Raw genomic sequence first — 17,449 nt, 5'->3', positions numbered from 1 at the left:
CACATAGAAATTCTACAAGCAAAGCAAGTTGGGAGTCGGGGCCCCAGCAAAGAGAATTTCATCAAGAAATTCTACAAGCAAAGCAAGCTGGGAGTGGACGACGAATTCAAAAGAATTCTGTTCCACTCCCGTTTTTTGTTTGCCAACATTAAGTGAATCAACTGCAATAATTTAAGGTCGTGTGAAAAATCGTTAGATGCATTTTATTTTAAGAAGTTGCCAAATTTAGTACAATTGATTATAATACCTTAGTAAAATAATCGGGAAAGGATGAATTAATAGTGATATGGATGATTATTAGTGGTCTTATCGTTGGAATATTATTAGGGTTTGTTATGCAACGTACACGTTTTTGCCTAGCTGGTGGCTTTAGAGACATGTATGTTCAAAAAAATAACAAAATGTTTTATGCTTTATTAGTAGCTATTACAGTCCAAAGTATAGGACTACTGATCTTAACTGGGTTAAATCTTATTTCAATACCTGATAGTACATTTCCAATTATTGGTACCATCATTGGTGCGTTTATATTTGGAATAGGTATTGTATTAGCAGGAGGATGTGCTACAGGTACATGGTATCGTGCTGGAGAAGGTTTAATAGGAAGTTGGGTAGCACTCGTGTTATATGCAGTAACTGCGGCAATTACTAAAACAGGTGTGCTACTTCCAGTGATGACGTGGATAAATCAACCTACAAATATCAATGCCAATATGTCTCAGACAACGGGTATTCCAATGTGGGTATTTACTTTAATATTAACGATCATCACGATTATTTTTGTAACTAAAACGTTACGCAAACCTAAACCTAAATTTGCGGTTCCAAAGCTTAAGCAAAAATATAGTGGCTTGAGACATTATTTATTTGAAAAACGATACCACCCATTTGTAGCTGGTATAGCAGTTGGTTTGATAGCATTAATTGCTTGGCCGATGAGTATGTCAACTGGTAGAGATTACGGTTTAGGCATCACAACACCATCAGCAAACTTAATTACGTTTTTAATTACAGGAGATACTCAGTTAATAGATTGGGGTGTACTATTAATATTAGGTATCTTTTTAGGATCATATATCGCTGCTAGAGGATCACGTGAATTCAAATGGCGATTACCTGATAAAAAGACGATTCGTAATAGTGCTATTGGTGGTATTTGCATGGGATTCGGTGCCTCAGTAGCAGGTGGTTGTTCAATTGGTAATGGCTTAGTAGAAACAGCTATTATGTCTTGGAAAGGCTGGATTGCATTAGGTTCTATGATTTTAGGTGTATGGTTTATGAGTTACTTTATTTTCATTAGACCAATGAAAAAGTTAGAAAAACAAACATCACAATCTCAAACTACTGCAGTTCCAAAACAAACACAAACAACATAATTAATTGGAGGAATAACAATGTTATATGAATTAGGTACAGTAGGTATGGTATGTCCATTTCCACTTATTGAAGCACAAAAGAAAATGAAAACATTAGATAATGGTGATGAACTTAAAATAGATTTCGATTGTACGCAAGCAACAGAAGCTATTCCAAATTGGGCGGCTGAACAAGGTTATCCAGTTACGAATTATGAACAATTAGATGATGCATCTTGGACAATTACAATTCAAAAAGCTTAAAACGAAATAAGTGATTAAAACACTGTTATATTATGTAACATATTGTGTCATTTTATCTTACGTATTTTTGCTATTTCTTTGAAGTATCATTATGATATTTTCAAAGGAAGTGGTAATTATGAAGATGGATGACACAATTTTTTTATTTCTTTGCACTTTACTTGTTTGGGTTATGACCCCTGGGCTTAGCTTGTTTTATGGAGGGCTAGTTCAATCAAAGAATGTCCTAAACACAGTTATGCAAAGTATGGCAGCAATGATTATCGTGACGTTTACATGGGTTACATTAGGTTTTTCATTAAGTTTTGGAACAGGCAATGCTTTTATAGGCAATTTCGATTTGATTGGCTTACAACATGTTGGTTTTGCAGTCAATGACCAATTAAGTCCACACATCCCGTTTGCATTATTTATGTTGTTCCAAATGATGTTTTGCACAATAGCAGTTTCTATACTTTCAGGTTCTATTGCTGAACGTATGAAATTCTTTCCGTTTATTATTTTTATATTCTTGTGGGTGATTTTGATATATAGCCCAGTTGCGCATTGGGTATGGGGCGGAGGTTGGATACAACAACTTGGTGCTTTAGATTACGCTGGTGGTACAGTTGTACATATCACATCTGGTCTCTCAGGCCTTATTTTAGCGATTATGATAGGTAATGGTAAAAAAATTGAAAAAATACAGCCACATAATCTTTTAATCACTTTAATTGGTGGTATTTTAGTTTGGATTGGTTGGTATGGTTTTAACACGGGAAGTGCATATACGTTAAATGATGTTGCACTAACATCATTTGTAAATACAATTATCGCGGCAAGTGGTGGTGCGTTTAGTTGGTTAATCATTGAGTACCTTATGACTAAGAAAATTAGCCTACTTGGCTTATTATCAGGTGTCTTAGCTGGCTTAGTCGCTATTACACCTGCAGCAGGCTATGTGAATTATTTCAATGCATTTGTTATTGCATTTGCGGGTGGCATCGTTTGTTATTTCGTTATTAATGTGATTAAAGTGAAGTATAAATATAACGATACACTTGATGCTTTTGGTATTCATGGTGCAGGAGGTATCGTTGGTGCTATTCTTACTGGCGTGTTTCAATCACAACATGTTAATCATGATATATCAAACGGATTTATCTATAACGGAGACATTCACTCAGTGTTGATTCAAGTTATAGCTGTGCTCGTGGTTTTATGTTACACGGTGGTTTTAACTTGGATTATAGGTAAGATTTTGCAAAGTATCATGCCTATTGCAACCACTGAAGAAGAAGATAAGACAGGATTGGATCAACTTGTTCATGGTGAGAAAGCGTATTTTTATGACGAATTAAACAAACTGAATAAAAGATATTGATAGTTTTATTAGTGATTCATATACTAAACAGTATTTTATAAGAATAGTTATGTGATAAAATAATGCTTAAATGACAGTTAATTTAGGTGATTAATCTAATGAAAAATATATCAGATATCGCAAAATTAGCGGGAGTATCTAAAAGCACGGTCTCCCGCTTTTTAAATGACGGTTCAGTTAGCCCGCATACGAAGGAAAAGTTAAGTCGTATCATAGCTGAGCATGATTACCAACCTAATCAATTTGCGCAAAGTTTAAGAGCCAAGCATACACATATGATTGGTGCTATTATACCAAGAATGAATTCACATGCAGTGGATGAGACAGTTAAAGGCATTGTATCGGTATGCCATCAACATCAATATCAATTATTACTTAATTATACTGGTTTGGATGTTCATGCTGAGATTGAAGCACTTGAGACCTTTTCAAGAAGTAAGGTAGATGGCATCATATTAATGGCTACTACTTTAACAAGTAAACATTTAGAAGTGATTCAGAAATTAGATGTACCAGTTATTCTAGTCGGTCAGTCGCATCCTGAGTTACATAGTATTATTCATGATGATTATCAAGCAGGATACATCGTAGGTGAACAAATAGGGCATCAACAATTTCGAAATGTCGTATTCTTTGGAGTTAGTGAAGAGGATGTTGCTGTGGGTATACAACGAAAGCAAGGTATTATTGATGCTTTAAAAAAATATGATATTCATCCCCAAATTTATGTAACTTCTTTTAAATATGAAGAGGCTAAAAATGATGTTGCTGAAAAGTTAAATCATACATGTAATATTGACGTATTAATTGGTGCAACAGATCCTATTGCATTAGCGATTCATAAGTTTTATTCTCAACAACCCAATACATCTGAGAACTATCAAATTTATGGTTTTGGAGGAGACCCGATGACGCAACTCGTCACGCCTGCGATTACGACTGTTAAATTTAATTATTATAAAGCTGGAACGCATGCTATGAAGCAATTAAATGAATTAATTTTTTCTAAAAATGTTGTGTTAAAAACCACAATCCCGGTTGAAATATAGAAATTTTAATTTACATAAAACTATGGAACCGATACCATAGTCGATGATAGAATAATAATAAACTTAGATTTAATTTATCAATGATGGAGGAATAATATGGCTGAATGGTCAAGAGAAGAACGTTATCGTCGCATTGAAGACGTAGATAAAAAGTACCTAGAGCATCTTAAACAGCAAGTCGAAGCGTCAAGATTTCGTCAGACATTTCATATCCAACCTGAAACAGGTTTGCTCAATGATCCTAACGGTTTAATTTATTATAATGGCAAATATTATGTTTCACATCAATGGTTCCCACTTGGTGCTGTACATGGATTGAAGTATTGGTTTAATTATACGAGTGACGATTTAGTGACGTTCGAACCACAAGGTGCTGTATTAAAACCAGATACATATTATGATAGTCACGGTGCTTATAGTGGCAGTGCTTTTGAACATGAAGGCGACTTATATTACATATACACAGGTAATCGACGTGATGCTCAATGGGAACGTTATGCTAGTCAGATGATTGCGAAAGTAGAAAATGACGGTACGATTACAAAATTTGATAAACCCGTTATCGCTTCACAACCAGAGGGATATACTAGTCATTTTAGAGATCCTAAAGTGTTTGAATTGAATGGTGAATATTATGTGATAATTGGTGCCCAAACAAATGATGAACAAGGTCGTTGTTTAATTTACAAGACGAAAGATAAACAATTAAAACAATGGTCTTTTTGTGGAGAACTTGAAACACATTTAAAAAACTTTGGCTATATGTGGGAATGTCCTGACTATTTTAATTTGAATTCTAAAGATATCATACTTTTCAGTCCCCAAGGGATTGAAGCACAGGGTGATCAATTTAGAAATATATATCAATCTGGATATTTGATAGGGGATATAGATTTCGACACATTATCATTTAAACATGGGGACTTTATAGAGCTAGATAATGGCTTTGATTTTTACGCGCCACAAACATTTTTAGATGAAAATGGTAATAGAATATTAATTGGATGGATGGGTTTACCTGAAATCAATTATCCTACCGATGATGAAGGATGGGCACATTGTTTAACAATACCTAGGGTGCTGACAATTGAGGATAATCAACTACGACAACGTCCGTTTAAAGGGCTTGAAAAGTTACGTAAAAATAAAGAAACAGCACTAGGTTATGCTAATAAATTTAATCGAAAATTACATCCATATGAAGGTACACAGTATGAACTGATTATTGATATTCTTGAAAATGATGCGTCAGAAATTTATTTTGAATTACGTACATCAAAGTTAAATAACACCAAAATTATCTATAATACAAGCGAGCAAAAGCTTACATTGGATCGCACGGAAAGTGGATTATTGCCAGACAATGTTCAAGATTTAACGAGAAGTACAATTTTAAAATCTCCATTGAGCCAATTACAAATATTTGTTGATACATCAAGCATTGAGATATTTTGCAATGACGGCGAACGTGTTTTAACTTCAAGAATATTTCCAGATGAAAATGCTACAGGTATAGAAACATCAACAGAAACAGGACAAGTTTATTTAAAATTCACTAAATATGAACTTAAGGATGATTAAAAATGAGAAAGTTATACGGACTAGGTGAAGCATTAATAGATTTTATACCAAATGTGAAGAACTCTGAACTTAAAGATGTTGAACAATTTAGTCGACAAGTTGGGGGTGCACCTGCAAATGTAGTAAGTGTAGCACGTAAAATGGGAGCATCTACTGAAATGGTGACGCAATTAGGTAATGATGCATTTGGTGATATTATAGTTGAAACTTTAAGCAATCTAGGTGTAGGTACTCAATTCATAAGAAGAACAGATGTAGCAAATACGGCATTAGCATTTGTAAGCTTAAAAGAAGATGGACAAAGAGATTTTTCATTTTATCGTAAACCTTCTGCTGATATGCTTTATAAAGCGGACTATTTAGACGAAATTTCAATTAATCCGAATGATATCCTACATTTCTGTTCTGTTGATTTAGTTGAAAGTGATATGAAAGAAGCGCATAAAGCTATGATAGATAAATTTAAATCTGCTAATGGAACCATCGTTTTTGATCCTAATGTACGTTTACCGCTATGGCATAGTGCTGAAGCATGTAAAGAAACGATACAGGCGTTCATTCCTAAAGCGAATATCATAAAAGTTTCAGATGAGGAACTTGAATTTATTACAGGCGAAGCGGATGAAGAAAGTGCAATTCAGTCGTTATTCCAAGGATCGGTCATAGCAGTTATTTATACACAAGGTCCAAATGGCGCTAGTATTATTTTAAAAGATGGAACTAAGATATATCATGAAGGATTTAAAGTAAAAGCCGTTGATACGACAGGCGCAGGAGATGCCTTTATTGGAGCAGCAATTAGCAGAATATTATTAAGTGATGAAGTGAATATGACTAAATTGCTTAAGGAAGAAGGGCAAGCCATACTGCAATTCAGTAACTTCGTAGCAGCAAAAGTTACAACAAAATATGGTGCCATTGAAAGTATTCCAACACTTGAAGAAGTTACGTCAGAATTAAAATAATGAAAAAAGAAGCGGCTGGGACATAATAATATAATGGAGCTATTTTGCAAATTCGCAGTAGCTGACTGAACTGAGAAGGCGCTTTAATCAAGCTTTTCTCAGTTCTAGTCATCCTTGCGGGCGGGGCCCCAACAAAGAGAATTACATCAAGAAATTCTACAAACAAAGCAAGCTGGGAGTCGGGGCCCAACAAAGAGAATTTCACTAAGAAATTCTACAAGCAAAGCAAGTTGGGGGGCGGGGCCCCAGCAAAGAGAATTACATCAAGAAATTCTACAAACAAAGCAAGCTGGGAGTGGACGACGAATTTAAAAAGAATTCTGTCCCACTCCCTTCTAACTTAATCTACTTATAGAATATTTTGATTGTGCATATTCAACTATATTTTTTTAACATTACGAACAGATGCAAAACAGTGCTCGCCATTTTTAAAGTTAACAATACGTTCTTTTGAATCAATAGATTCAATATTATGACGGTTAACAACGAAACTGTTATGACATCTAAAGAAACGATCATCCAATTGTGCGAGTTCTTTTAAGTTACCATAAAACTCTATTTGACGATTATCTAGGTGTGCAATCAAACGATGTGATTTCGTAGATGATTCGAAAAACATGACGTCATCATATTGAACATAGATAGAATTACTACCTCGTTTTAATTCTATCGTCTCAACATTACTTTCTTTAGACAATAATTTTAAGCGTGTATGCGCCGTTTCTAAACAATCAATAATTCTCGATTGCAACTGACTAGGATCATCTTTAAAGATAAAATCCATTGCCGAAACTTTATATACAAACGTTAAGTATGTTAACTCGCTATGACTTGTAACAAAAATGATGTTTCCAATAGGGTCATATTTACGAATTTCACTACCTAATTTTATCCCGTTGATATCAGCCTCTAATTGAATGTCTAAAAAGTAGCATCCAACATCATTCATTTCTTTAGATTTTTCAATGACTTCATAAGGATCATCTGTTGCCAGCGCAATTTCCATTGGTTTTTCTTCAATCATTATATAATTGTTAATAATTGAAACCATATTTTCGCGTTGTTTTACATCATCTTCACAAATGAATATTTTCATGATTACACATCCTTATGACTAATTATTTATGATTTCTACTTTTTGTACAAAGTAGCCATTTTCTATCGTCGTATCGAGTAACACATTGTCAGTAGAATCAGTGATTTCTTTCAACGTGCTTAATCCTAGACCTCTGTTTTCTCCTTTAGTTGAAAAGCGTTCTTGGAATATCTCGTGAATACGAGGCATATCTTCTTGGCACTTATTCATAACAATAAACATAACAGACGTCTCAGTATTAATAAATGCAATACGAATCAATGCATCTTCAAGCGTCTCTGATGCTTCAATCGCATTATCCGTAATGATTCCAATGATACGACTAAGATCAATCGTGTTCATTTCTATATGTTCTACTAACTCAGGCACCTCTATACTAATAGGAATGTTCTTCTCTTGAGCTTGTAAAATCTTAGTGGTAACTAAGCCTTTAATCGCACGTACTTTTAAATTCTCAGTACCATTAATTTTAATGGATTTCATTTGAAGATTATCTTTCATAGGTACAATATTTTCATTGAAGTATTGTCTTAGCCCAGGCATGTCATCTTCACGAATATACTCAGACATCGTAGTTAAAATATTTACATAATCATGTCTAAACTTACGCATTTCATTGTTAATTGATTCAATTTGTAAAGTATATTCATAATATGTTTCAATCTCTTCCATATTACGTTTATAACGAAGTTCTTTAATCATATAGTTAGAAATGAAAACTATAAGAACAGTGAAGAAAAGAATAATCCCAATAAAAATTAAGCCGTACATTTTTAGAGAATTATAATCTAACTTCGGTGTTTGAGAGTAAATATATAAAATGATGAAAGATAAAATCAAAACAATTGAAATAATTGTTAAATAGGTTTTATTGATTGATAGATACGATTGTTTTAATTTGTTTAGTAAAAATCGGAAAAGCACACCGAAAATAATAGAAAAGCTACTAAATATTAATATATATACTATGAAAATTAAGAATTTACTGTTCAAGTAACTTTCGAAAAGTACAAATGTAATTACTGTTACAAAATTACTGAAAAACATTATGATAGCACAACTTAATACTGTAATAATGGAGTAAAATTGTACTTTAGAATATAAGAATATGCCACATCCAACTAATAAAATTATCAATGCAAAGCTACCAAAAAAATAATATAAAACAGAAGAAGGGATTATTATTCCTAAAATAAGTAAATAATCCCTAATTGTATATTTTAAATTTAAAATTATTTTTGCTACTAAAAATAAGAGTATTCCTTGAAAAACAGCTAATGGAACATTCGATAAAAAATCCATACTATACACACTTTCTACACTTTTTTATCAATTTTTAGTGTTTGTAAGTTCCTCAGGTACTTCAGGTTCATCAAAATACGTAGTACATGGAGTGAATGAAGCTACTGTACCAATTGATTGTAAAAGAAATGTAAATAATTTTATGATTAAATCTACTAATACTGTCATAGTTAATAATCCTCCCTAGGAAAAAAGATTGGTAATAATGTAATACTTTCTAGCGTAATCCCTAATAATATCAATTGCTTAAATGGTTCTGGTGCAATAGTTGAAATTATTAAAAGCACTAACACTATAGTTATTGATAATAATTTCTTTTTCTTTTTTAAATGATTAGGTATTGGTTGTTTCTTGGTAGCTGCAGGAGCAAAATAAATTATAATTATCATCCCAATAGCCACAACAGAATACATTATACCCGAATTCACCTTAAAATATACTATTAACCAAGGTAATGCTACGAATAAAGCTAAATTTTGAACATGACATAACAATGATGATTTTGCATGTGCCCCATGTGCATAACGTCTAACTAAAAAATAACTAACATGTGTAAATAAAGTGTATAGAAATGTATGGAAGATAAGTGCAACACCATAGGTCACAATTGTTTTAGCAAGATTGCTTACAACGACTTGTAATCCCAATTTCACTTTTAAAAATTGAATATGATCTAGGTTGTTTTTACGTTGCAAGTATACTGCAAATTGCTCAATCTTTTTATCAATTGCTTTCAATAGCGTGCCACTCTCCTTATATTGATTATACAATTTAGCGCAATTGGTCTGGGGGCTTATGCGTAACTGTTCAAAATAAATACTTAACTGTTATATTGAAATTACAAGTAATATTTTAACATATAAAATATTACAGTTATGTATAAAAACATGCGATTTAAGAAATAATTAAAAATAAATTGGAAGGTTATGTTTAAATAGACTCATATCACTTACGAGTGATAAAAACTTAATAATCTTAGTCTTTAAATTTAATAGTTATTGTTTTGGTAATCGAGGTAAATGGTTTTGTTTGTAGTTGCAAAATCATTAATCCTTTTACCATATGTTGTAAGTGTTGTGAATGGTTTTGGTTAACCATTTCAATATTAGTAATGTCCCATCGAACATTATTAATAAAGAAGCTTCTAATTAATTTAGAAGTTATCTTAATTTGTTTTCTTCGTGTAGTTAGACGTATTCATTAATAAGCCATCCCAACTTATTAATGAAACAAGCAAAGTTACTGAAGTTGAAACTCAGTGGAAGGTATTTAACTTAGCTATTGTATGATATAGAAGTTAAATATTTTCAGGATGTAAGCTATTGTAAAATTTTCATAATTAATAACATCCCCAAAGATTGAAATAACTGTAAAAAACATTCCCTTAATATGAAAGTCGCGAGTTCCTCCCAAGCTCGCGACTTTTGTCGTTAATAAAAACTGTACCCAAACGATTGGATACAGTATGTTGCACTATTTATATAAATTTGGTTTTAAATTTTTAAATACAGGGATAGTCTCGCGTTGAATATCAACTTCTTTAAGATCGATATTATGAGCAATAGCATCTTCTTCGTTACCCAGTTCAGCTAAAATCTCACCATTTGGATTGATAATCATAGAATGACCAGCGTAGTCTGTATTACCATCGTTTCCCGTTCCATTACATGCAACAATAAACATATCATTTTCAATTGCACGTGCTTGAAGCAAGGCTTTCCAATGATTTAACCTTGGTGTAGGCCATTGTGCAACATAAAATGCAACTTGTGCACCATTGCGTGCTGGATATCTCAATAATTCAGGGAAACGCAAATCGTAACAAATAATTTGTGTTGCCAGCGTACCTGATGAAAGTGAAAATGGCTCTGGGACTGCTTTACCATCTTCTAAATATGTCGGTTCATCCAACATAGGGACTAAATGAACTTTATCGTACTTATTAATTCGATGTCCTTCTCTAGAAACAGTAAATGCAGTATTATACACTTTACCATTTCTGATATTAGAAACGGAACCAGCGACAATATCGACATGATATTGTTGTGCTAATGATTGAATAAACGGGAAACTGCGACTAAGTTCTCTATCAGCTTTTTGGTTCAACTCATTTAATGCATAACCGTTATTCCACATTTCCGGCAGAACAACGACCTCTGTATTTGCTTCTAATTTATTTTCAAACCAACTTTTAATTTTATTTTCATTTTTTTCAACGTTACCGTATTCAACATAAAATTGAAATATTTGTACTTTCATTTTAAAATCTCCTCATCCCAAGATTAACTCTAATTTACTAAATTAAAAAAAGAAAATCAAAAATTGAGCGAGTTTCTTAATCTATGCAGATGCTCTAGAAAAATACGTTAAAAAAAGACTCAACTTCAAATAGAACAAAGTGTCTAAGTAGAAATTGAGTCTTAATGATTGATTTAACTATATAAGTTATAGATAAATTATTTTTTAACGATGAATCTGTTGTCAGTAGGTTGAATTTCTTTCTCACCAGCTTGTTCACGGATATCTCCGAACGGCATTTGAGCTACAAGTTTCCATGAAGCTGGGATATCAAATGATTGTGTAGTAATTTGATCAACTAATGGATTGTAGTGTTGTAAAGAAGCGCCAATACCTTTTGAACTTAAAGCAGTCCAGATAGCAAATTGGTGCATTGCATTAGTTTGAACTGACCAGTTTGCAAAGTTATCAGCATAATTTGGCACTTGTTTTTGCAAGCCTTTAATAACATCTTCATCTTCAAAATAAAGAATTGTACCATAAGCATGTTTGAAGCCATCAATACGTTGCTCGGTTGGAGCGAAATCACGATCAGGACCCATAACATCTTTTAATACAGTTTTAGTATTATCCCAGAATTTATGATGTTGATCATTTAATAATAATACAATTCTTGTTGACTGAGAGTTGAAAGCTGAAGGTGTGTATTTAATGATATGTTCAATCATATCTTCGAGTTCTTTGTCACTAATTGAAATGGTAGTTTCTGTACTATAAATTGTACGTCTATCTTCAATCTCTTGTAAAAATGGTTTTGCTTTTGATTTGCTAAATAAGCCCATGTAAAATCTCCTTTGTTTATATAAGTTATATCCTAAGTATAAATATTATACTAGAATTTGTAAAATGTTTTTTTACAAAAAATGTCAAAAGTATTAATATTTTTTATCATTAATCATATATCCATGCATAATAGATAAATATTCTTTATACTGAAAGTGTTATAAAACACAAGGAGGTGGAAGATTGATGAAAAAGAAATTAGCCCAAACTAGCCTGATTTTAGCATTGAGTACATCTGTGATAGGTCATGAGCACGAGGTGAAAGCTGCAGATAAAAATCAACCGGCTACAGATGAGGTTAATCAGAATGCGGTTAGTACAGATACACGTACACAAAATGATTTAAATAATCAGAATGACTATTATGACAATCATCAATCTGATGCCCGAGATACTGCTGTTTCAGAAAAAAACACAGATAGTCAAAACCATGGAGAGATGAAACCATCAACTGAAGATAATGATGATACGCAGTTAGATCATAACAATACTATGAATCATGATAATTCAACTGATAACAATCAACCGGAAAACGATGATGGCAATGATAACGAGGGAAATTCAAGTAAGCCTGGAAATAGTCAGCCAGGTAACCAAGAAGGAGAAATCAATCCCGGAAATCAAGATGCAGATAATCCAAATGAAGAACACAAATCCGGTGAAAACGAAACGGATAAACCAGATGAAGGCAGCAACTCTGATGAGGGGGGGACAGCGCATCCTGGTGATAAAGATCAACATGGGGAAAATAACTCAGGCAATCAAGAAGGAGAAGGCCAGCCCGGGGATAGCGATACAGACAAACCAGACGAAGGCAACAAGCCAGGTGAGGGCGAATCCAATCAACCAGGCGATCAAGAAACTGATAAACCAGGTGAAGAAGACAAACCTGGAGCGTCTGGAACAGATAAACCTGATGAAGGAAGTAAGCCAGGGAACGATGATTCAGGTCAACATAATGGAGGAAGCAAACCAGGCAATCAAGGAACAGATAAACCAAGCGAAGGGGACAAACCTGGAGCGTCTGGAACAGATCAACCAGACGAAGGAAATAAGCCAGGAGAAAGTGATAATCCTCAGCAACCACCAAACCATGATGGCAATTCACATTCTGGCTCTAATCAAGGTGAACACAACACAGGTTCTGGACAAAACGGTTCAAACAATGGTTCGCAAAACCATTCCAATGGAAGTTCTAACAATCATAATTCAAATAATAATGGAAATCACCAGGATGAACACTCAGGACATTCAAATTCAAATGATATGACAAATCATAATCCACAAGAAAATAATAATGGAACTAATCAAGGACAACAACCGAGTTGGCCACATCACGATCATAATGTGTCTGATTCAATGATTCATCATATATATCCGAATAAGCGCCAAAATCAATCAGAAATGAATGGTTCAACTACGACTAATCAATGGCATTATGGTGGACGTTTACAACATAATCATAACCAAAATGATACGGAAGTCTATACAAATAATAATCATAGACAAAATCAATTTCCATTCTATAGTCAATCTGCACTTTTAAACAGATTAAATGATTTGGCTAATGGTTCATATAAATATAATCCATATATCATTAATCAGGTTAATAGGTTAGGCAATAATAATGAGTACATTTCAAATCAAGATTTTTATAGACTTTTTCGCAAACAATCATTTAATAATCAATACTTAGATTACTTGCAAAAAGGCTCAAACTACTTTAGATTTGAGTATTTTAATCCATTAAACTCAAAAAAATATTACAAAAATTTAGATGAGCAAGTATTGGCACTTATCACGGGGGAAATTGGCTCAATGCCAGACTTGAAAAAACCAAGTGATAGAGATAAAGAAGAAGAGGCTGATATACAGAGTCACGATGAAGATAAAATTATAGATAGCAAAGAAGAGAGTAAAGAAGCGGAAAACAATGATAAATATAAAAACATTAATATAGCTTTAATCACATCTATAATTGTGATTTTCGTAGGCGTCACTGGTAGATTTATTTATAGAAAAATTAAAAACTAAAAGAAAAACGCATCTATTATTGTCCCTGAATAGAGAATAATAGATGCGTTAACTTTTACATAAATAAATGAACAATAAAATTAGTTTGTTCTTGTAACTGCTTAACCGTATCACCAAAGAAAAATTGGACTGCAACTACAAAACCATTTTGTAGCATGTGGATAATAATTGGAACTGCAATGCGTTTAGTTAAGACATAAGCAAGCGAGAATAACATGCCCATTCCAAAGTATATGAAGAAAAATTTAACATCATTATGTGCGATTGCAAATAAAATTGAACTTACAATAGAAGCAATTAAAAATGCAACAATTCGATTTCCTTTAATTTTATTATAAATTTCACCGAATATAACTTTTCTGAATATATATTCTTCTAGTATTGGACCGACAATTGAGATTAATAATATGAATACTGGAAGCTGTTTAGCAATTGCCATTATTCTCTCAGTATTAGGACTTTGCTGTGGTTGACCAACTAACCACATAGTGATTAGACTAGCTACCATTTGATATATCATAACTACAACAAATCCTAGTAAAGCCCATGGTAAAATGTAGCGTTTAGGTTCTTTATATCCTTGCTCTAATCTAGTTGGATTTTTAATGATACTGTTTAACCAAATAATTAATAAAGCTGCGATTACAAATAAAATCACTTGAGTATAAACGCCAGCTTTTGCAAGTTCCATCCCTCTTAAATTACTAAAGAATGGTAAATGCTGTATTAATAAGGGTAAGAACTGTGCTAAAGCATAAATAACAATGGTAAGAAATGCTACCCAAATTCTCTTCATTCTATTCCTCCAAAAATAATAATCAACATTAGTTAGTTTATCGTAAATTTGTATGTTATACAAAATATAGATAATCCTTTCGCTTGAAAAATTGACCAAATTTGATTAATATAAGATGTAGATTAGCACTCAATTATTTCGAGTGCTAAAAAGGAACCTGTTAAGGAGGAACGATCATGCTTAAACCATTAGGAAATCGTATGATTATTGAACGCAAAGAACAAGAACAAACAACAAAAAGTGGCATTGTACTAACTGACAGTGCGAAAGAAAAGTCTAACGAAGGTGTAGTAGTAGCTGTTGGAACTGGACGAGTTCTAGACAATGGTGAAAGGGTTGCTCCAGAGGTTAAAGAAGGAGACCGAGTAGTATTCCAAGAATACGCTGGTTCAGAAGTTAAACGTGGAGATGAAACATACTTAATTTTAAATGTTGAAGATCTACTTGCTATTATTGAAGACTAAAATTTTATAAATAATCAACATTAAATATATTGACATAATGGAGGTACATTAAATGGCTAAAGACTTAAAATTTTCTGAAGATGCAAGACAAGCAATGTTACGTGGCGTAGATAAATTAGCCAATGCCGTTAAAGTTACAATCGGACCTAAAGGACGTAATGTAGTTTTAGATAAAGAGTATGTCGCACCATTAATTACAAATGATGGTGTCACAATTGCCAAAGAAATTGAACTAGAAGATCCTTACGAAAATATGGGTGCGAAATTAGTTCAAGAAGTAGCGAATAAAACAAACGAAATTGCTGGAGATGGAACTACAACAGCAACTGTATTAGCTCAAGCTATGATTCAAGAAGGGTTAAAAAATGTCACAAGTGGTGCGAACCCAGTAGGACTGCGTGAAGGTATCGATAAAGCTGTAAGAGTAGCGGTACAAGCACTACACGATATCTCTCAAAAAGTAGAAAATAAAAATGAAATTGCGCAAGTTGGTGCTATTTCAGCAGCAGATGAAGAAATTGGTAAATATATTTCTGAAGCAATGGATAAAGTGGGTAATGACGGTGTTATTACAATTGAAGAATCAAATGGACTAGATACAGAATTAGAAGTTGTTGAAGGTATGCAGTTTGATAGAGGATATCAATCACCATACATGGTTACAGATTCAGATAAAATGATTGCTGAATTAGAAAGACCATATATTTTAGTGACAGATAAAAAAATCTCTTCTTTCCAAGATATCTTACCTTTATTAGAACAAGTCGTGCAATCAAGTCGTCCAATTTTAATTGTAGCTGACGAAGTTGAAGGTGATGCTTTAACTAATATCGTATTAAACCGTATGCGTGGTACATTTACTGCAGTTGCAGTTAAAGCACCTGGTTTTGGTGATCGTCGTAAAGCGATGTTGGAAGACTTAGCAATCCTAACTGGCGCTACAGTTATTACGGATGATCTAGGTTTAGAATTAAAAGACGCATCCATTGATATGCTAGGTAGTGCCAACAAAGTTGAAGTAACTAAAGATAATACTACAGTTGTCGATGGCGACGGAGATGACAATAGTATTGATGCACGTGTCAGTCAAATCAAAGCACAAATTGATGAAACGGATTCTGATTTTGATAGAGAGAAATTACAAGAACGTTTAGCTAAATTAGCTGGCGGTGTTGCAGTAATTAAAGTCGGAGCTGCATCTGAAACTGAATTGAAAGAACGTAAATTACGTATTGAAGATGCCTTAAACTCTACACGTGCTGCAGTTGAAGAAGGCATCGTTGCCGGTGGTGGTACAGCATTAGTAAACATCTATAATAAAGTAGAAGAAATAGACGCGGAAGGTGATGTGGCAACAGGCGTGAATATCGTACTTAAAGCGTTATCTGCACCTGTACGTCAAATCGCTGAGAATGCTGGCCTTGAAGGTTCGGTAATTGTTGAGAGATTAAAACATGCAGATGCAGGTGTTGGATTCAATGCCGCAACGAATGAATGGGTAAATATGCTTGAAGAAGGCATCGTTGACCCTACAAAAGTAACGCGTTCTGCATTACAACATGCTGCAAGTGTTGCTGCGATGTTCTTAACTACAGAAGCAGTAGTTGCAACTATCCCTGACCCAGATAATAATGACAATCCAGGTATGGGTGGCATGCCAGGCATGATGTAAAAAGACCACTGAATACTGTTATAATAACGTTTGTAGTATTCAATGGTCATAACTTGGTCATAGAAATTTTAAAATAAATTGGCTCTACATCAAATCGAACTGATGAGTCCCAATATTGAGATTAAGCAACTCTAGGTTGTTTAATCTCTTTTTTTGTTGTTGAGACAAATAGTCGTGAAGTTATAATAATTCTATTACGTAAATTATCATCATTTCTATAACCAAAAGATACCCTTTTAATGAGTTTGATTTTATTATTAATTCCTTCTAACGAACCGTTGGTCAGGTTAGAATATGTCATAGTATTTTCAATGAAAGCTGTTAATCGTCTTAAAGTTCTAATGACTGTGCGTAATTTAGGACACACATCTGAAAGATGAATAGAAAAAAGTTTATGATTAAATTTCTCTATTTGGTTCTCTTT

17 protein-coding genes are annotated in these 17,449 nt (G+C 33.3%); 9 read left to right on the top strand and 8 right to left on the bottom strand.

Translation table 11 applies throughout. The features are described 5' to 3' along the window. Positions 1-281 precede the first annotated feature (281 nt). The 6 genes from KA858_RS10160 to KA858_RS10135 all read left to right on the top strand — a co-directional run bounded on the left by KA858_RS10160 (position 282) and on the right by KA858_RS10135 (position 6,580). Positions 282-1,379: a YeeE/YedE family protein gene (locus KA858_RS10160; protein ID WP_053030430.1), complete on the top strand. Its 1,098-nt coding sequence runs from the start codon at positions 282-284 to the stop codon at positions 1,377-1,379. An 18-nt stretch (positions 1,380-1,397) separates the two neighbouring features. Further along, on the top strand, positions 1,398-1,622 hold the full coding sequence (locus KA858_RS10155) for a sulfurtransferase TusA family protein (protein WP_210135615.1): 225 nt from the start codon (positions 1,398-1,400) through the stop codon (positions 1,620-1,622). Positions 1,623-1,740: 118 nt separating this feature from the next. After that, positions 1,741-2,985 (top strand): ammonium transporter, encoded by a 1,245-nt coding sequence (locus KA858_RS10150; protein WP_210135614.1) that lies wholly within the window; start codon positions 1,741-1,743, stop codon positions 2,983-2,985. A 98-nt stretch (positions 2,986-3,083) separates the two neighbouring features. After that, a complete protein-coding gene (locus KA858_RS10145) occupies positions 3,084-4,034 on the top strand; it encodes a LacI family DNA-binding transcriptional regulator (protein WP_210135613.1) in 951 nt (316 codons plus the stop codon). 96 nt (positions 4,035-4,130) lie between these two features. After that, on the top strand, positions 4,131-5,615 hold the full coding sequence (locus KA858_RS10140) for a sucrose-6-phosphate hydrolase (protein WP_210135612.1): 1,485 nt from the start codon (positions 4,131-4,133) through the stop codon (positions 5,613-5,615). Positions 5,616-5,617: 2 nt separating this feature from the next. After that, entirely contained in the window at positions 5,618-6,580 is a 963-nt protein-coding gene (locus KA858_RS10135) for a carbohydrate kinase family protein (protein WP_210135611.1), read from the top strand. Between the two features lie 379 nt (positions 6,581-6,959). Here the strand turns inward: KA858_RS10135 and agrA are convergent, their stop codons facing one another. The 6 genes from agrA to KA858_RS10105 all read right to left on the bottom strand — a co-directional run bounded on the left by agrA (position 6,960) and on the right by KA858_RS10105 (position 12,058). Next, a complete protein-coding gene (gene agrA, locus KA858_RS10130; protein ID WP_053030422.1) occupies positions 6,960-7,676 on the bottom strand; it encodes a quorum-sensing response regulator AgrA in 717 nt (238 codons plus the stop codon). Between the two features lie 18 nt (positions 7,677-7,694). Then, positions 7,695-8,978, bottom strand: a complete 1,284-nt coding sequence (agrC, locus tag KA858_RS10125; protein WP_210135610.1) for a quorum-sensing sensor histidine kinase AgrC — start codon at positions 8,976-8,978, stop codon at positions 7,695-7,697. Positions 8,979-9,005: 27 nt separating this feature from the next. Continuing rightward, positions 9,006-9,146, bottom strand: a complete 141-nt coding sequence (gene agrD, locus KA858_RS10120; protein WP_210135609.1) for a cyclic lactone autoinducer peptide AgrD — start codon at positions 9,144-9,146, stop codon at positions 9,006-9,008. 2 nt (positions 9,147-9,148) lie between these two features. Then, entirely contained in the window at positions 9,149-9,715 is a 567-nt protein-coding gene (locus KA858_RS10115) for an accessory gene regulator AgrB (RefSeq protein ID WP_210135608.1), read from the bottom strand. Between the two features lie 736 nt (positions 9,716-10,451). Beyond that, complete coding sequence (locus KA858_RS10110; RefSeq protein ID WP_210135607.1) at positions 10,452-11,237, bottom strand: carbon-nitrogen family hydrolase; 786 nt, start codon at positions 11,235-11,237, stop codon at positions 10,452-10,454. A 197-nt stretch (positions 11,238-11,434) separates the two neighbouring features. Then, entirely contained in the window at positions 11,435-12,058 is a 624-nt protein-coding gene (locus KA858_RS10105) for a nitroreductase family protein (protein ID WP_210135606.1), read from the bottom strand. A gap of 187 nt (positions 12,059-12,245) precedes the next feature. Here KA858_RS10105 and KA858_RS10100 point away from each other — a divergent pair, with 187 nt between their 5' ends. Then, positions 12,246-14,093, top strand: a complete 1,848-nt coding sequence (locus tag KA858_RS10100; protein WP_210135605.1) for an SdrH family protein — start codon at positions 12,246-12,248, stop codon at positions 14,091-14,093. Positions 14,094-14,148: 55 nt separating this feature from the next. On the opposite strand, the gene mroQ is transcribed toward KA858_RS10100, so the two are convergent. Next, complete coding sequence (mroQ, locus tag KA858_RS10095) at positions 14,149-14,889, bottom strand: intramembrane glutamic endopeptidase MroQ (RefSeq protein WP_107629936.1); 741 nt, start codon at positions 14,887-14,889, stop codon at positions 14,149-14,151. A 176-nt stretch (positions 14,890-15,065) separates the two neighbouring features. On the opposite strand from mroQ, the gene groES reads away from it, so the two are divergent. Together groES and groL are read left to right on the top strand one after the other, a co-directional pair. Beyond that, entirely contained in the window at positions 15,066-15,353 is a 288-nt protein-coding gene (groES, locus tag KA858_RS10090; protein WP_210135604.1) for a co-chaperone GroES, read from the top strand. Positions 15,354-15,405: 52 nt separating this feature from the next. Continuing rightward, positions 15,406-17,025, top strand: a complete 1,620-nt coding sequence (gene groL, locus KA858_RS10085) for a chaperonin GroEL (protein ID WP_210135603.1) — start codon at positions 15,406-15,408, stop codon at positions 17,023-17,025. Positions 17,026-17,146: 121 nt separating this feature from the next. Here the strand turns inward: groL and KA858_RS10080 are convergent. Continuing rightward, positions 17,147-17,449: transposase (locus KA858_RS10080; protein ID WP_210135602.1), on the bottom strand; the 303-nt coding region annotated here is incomplete at its 5' end.

This window comes from Staphylococcus sp. GDX8P80P (genome assembly GCF_017893095.1).
Lineage (GTDB): Bacteria > Bacillota > Bacilli > Staphylococcales > Staphylococcaceae > Staphylococcus > Staphylococcus borealis.
The sequence above is the reverse complement of the archived record's forward strand: the minus strand, read 5'-3'. Positions and strand labels throughout refer to the sequence as shown.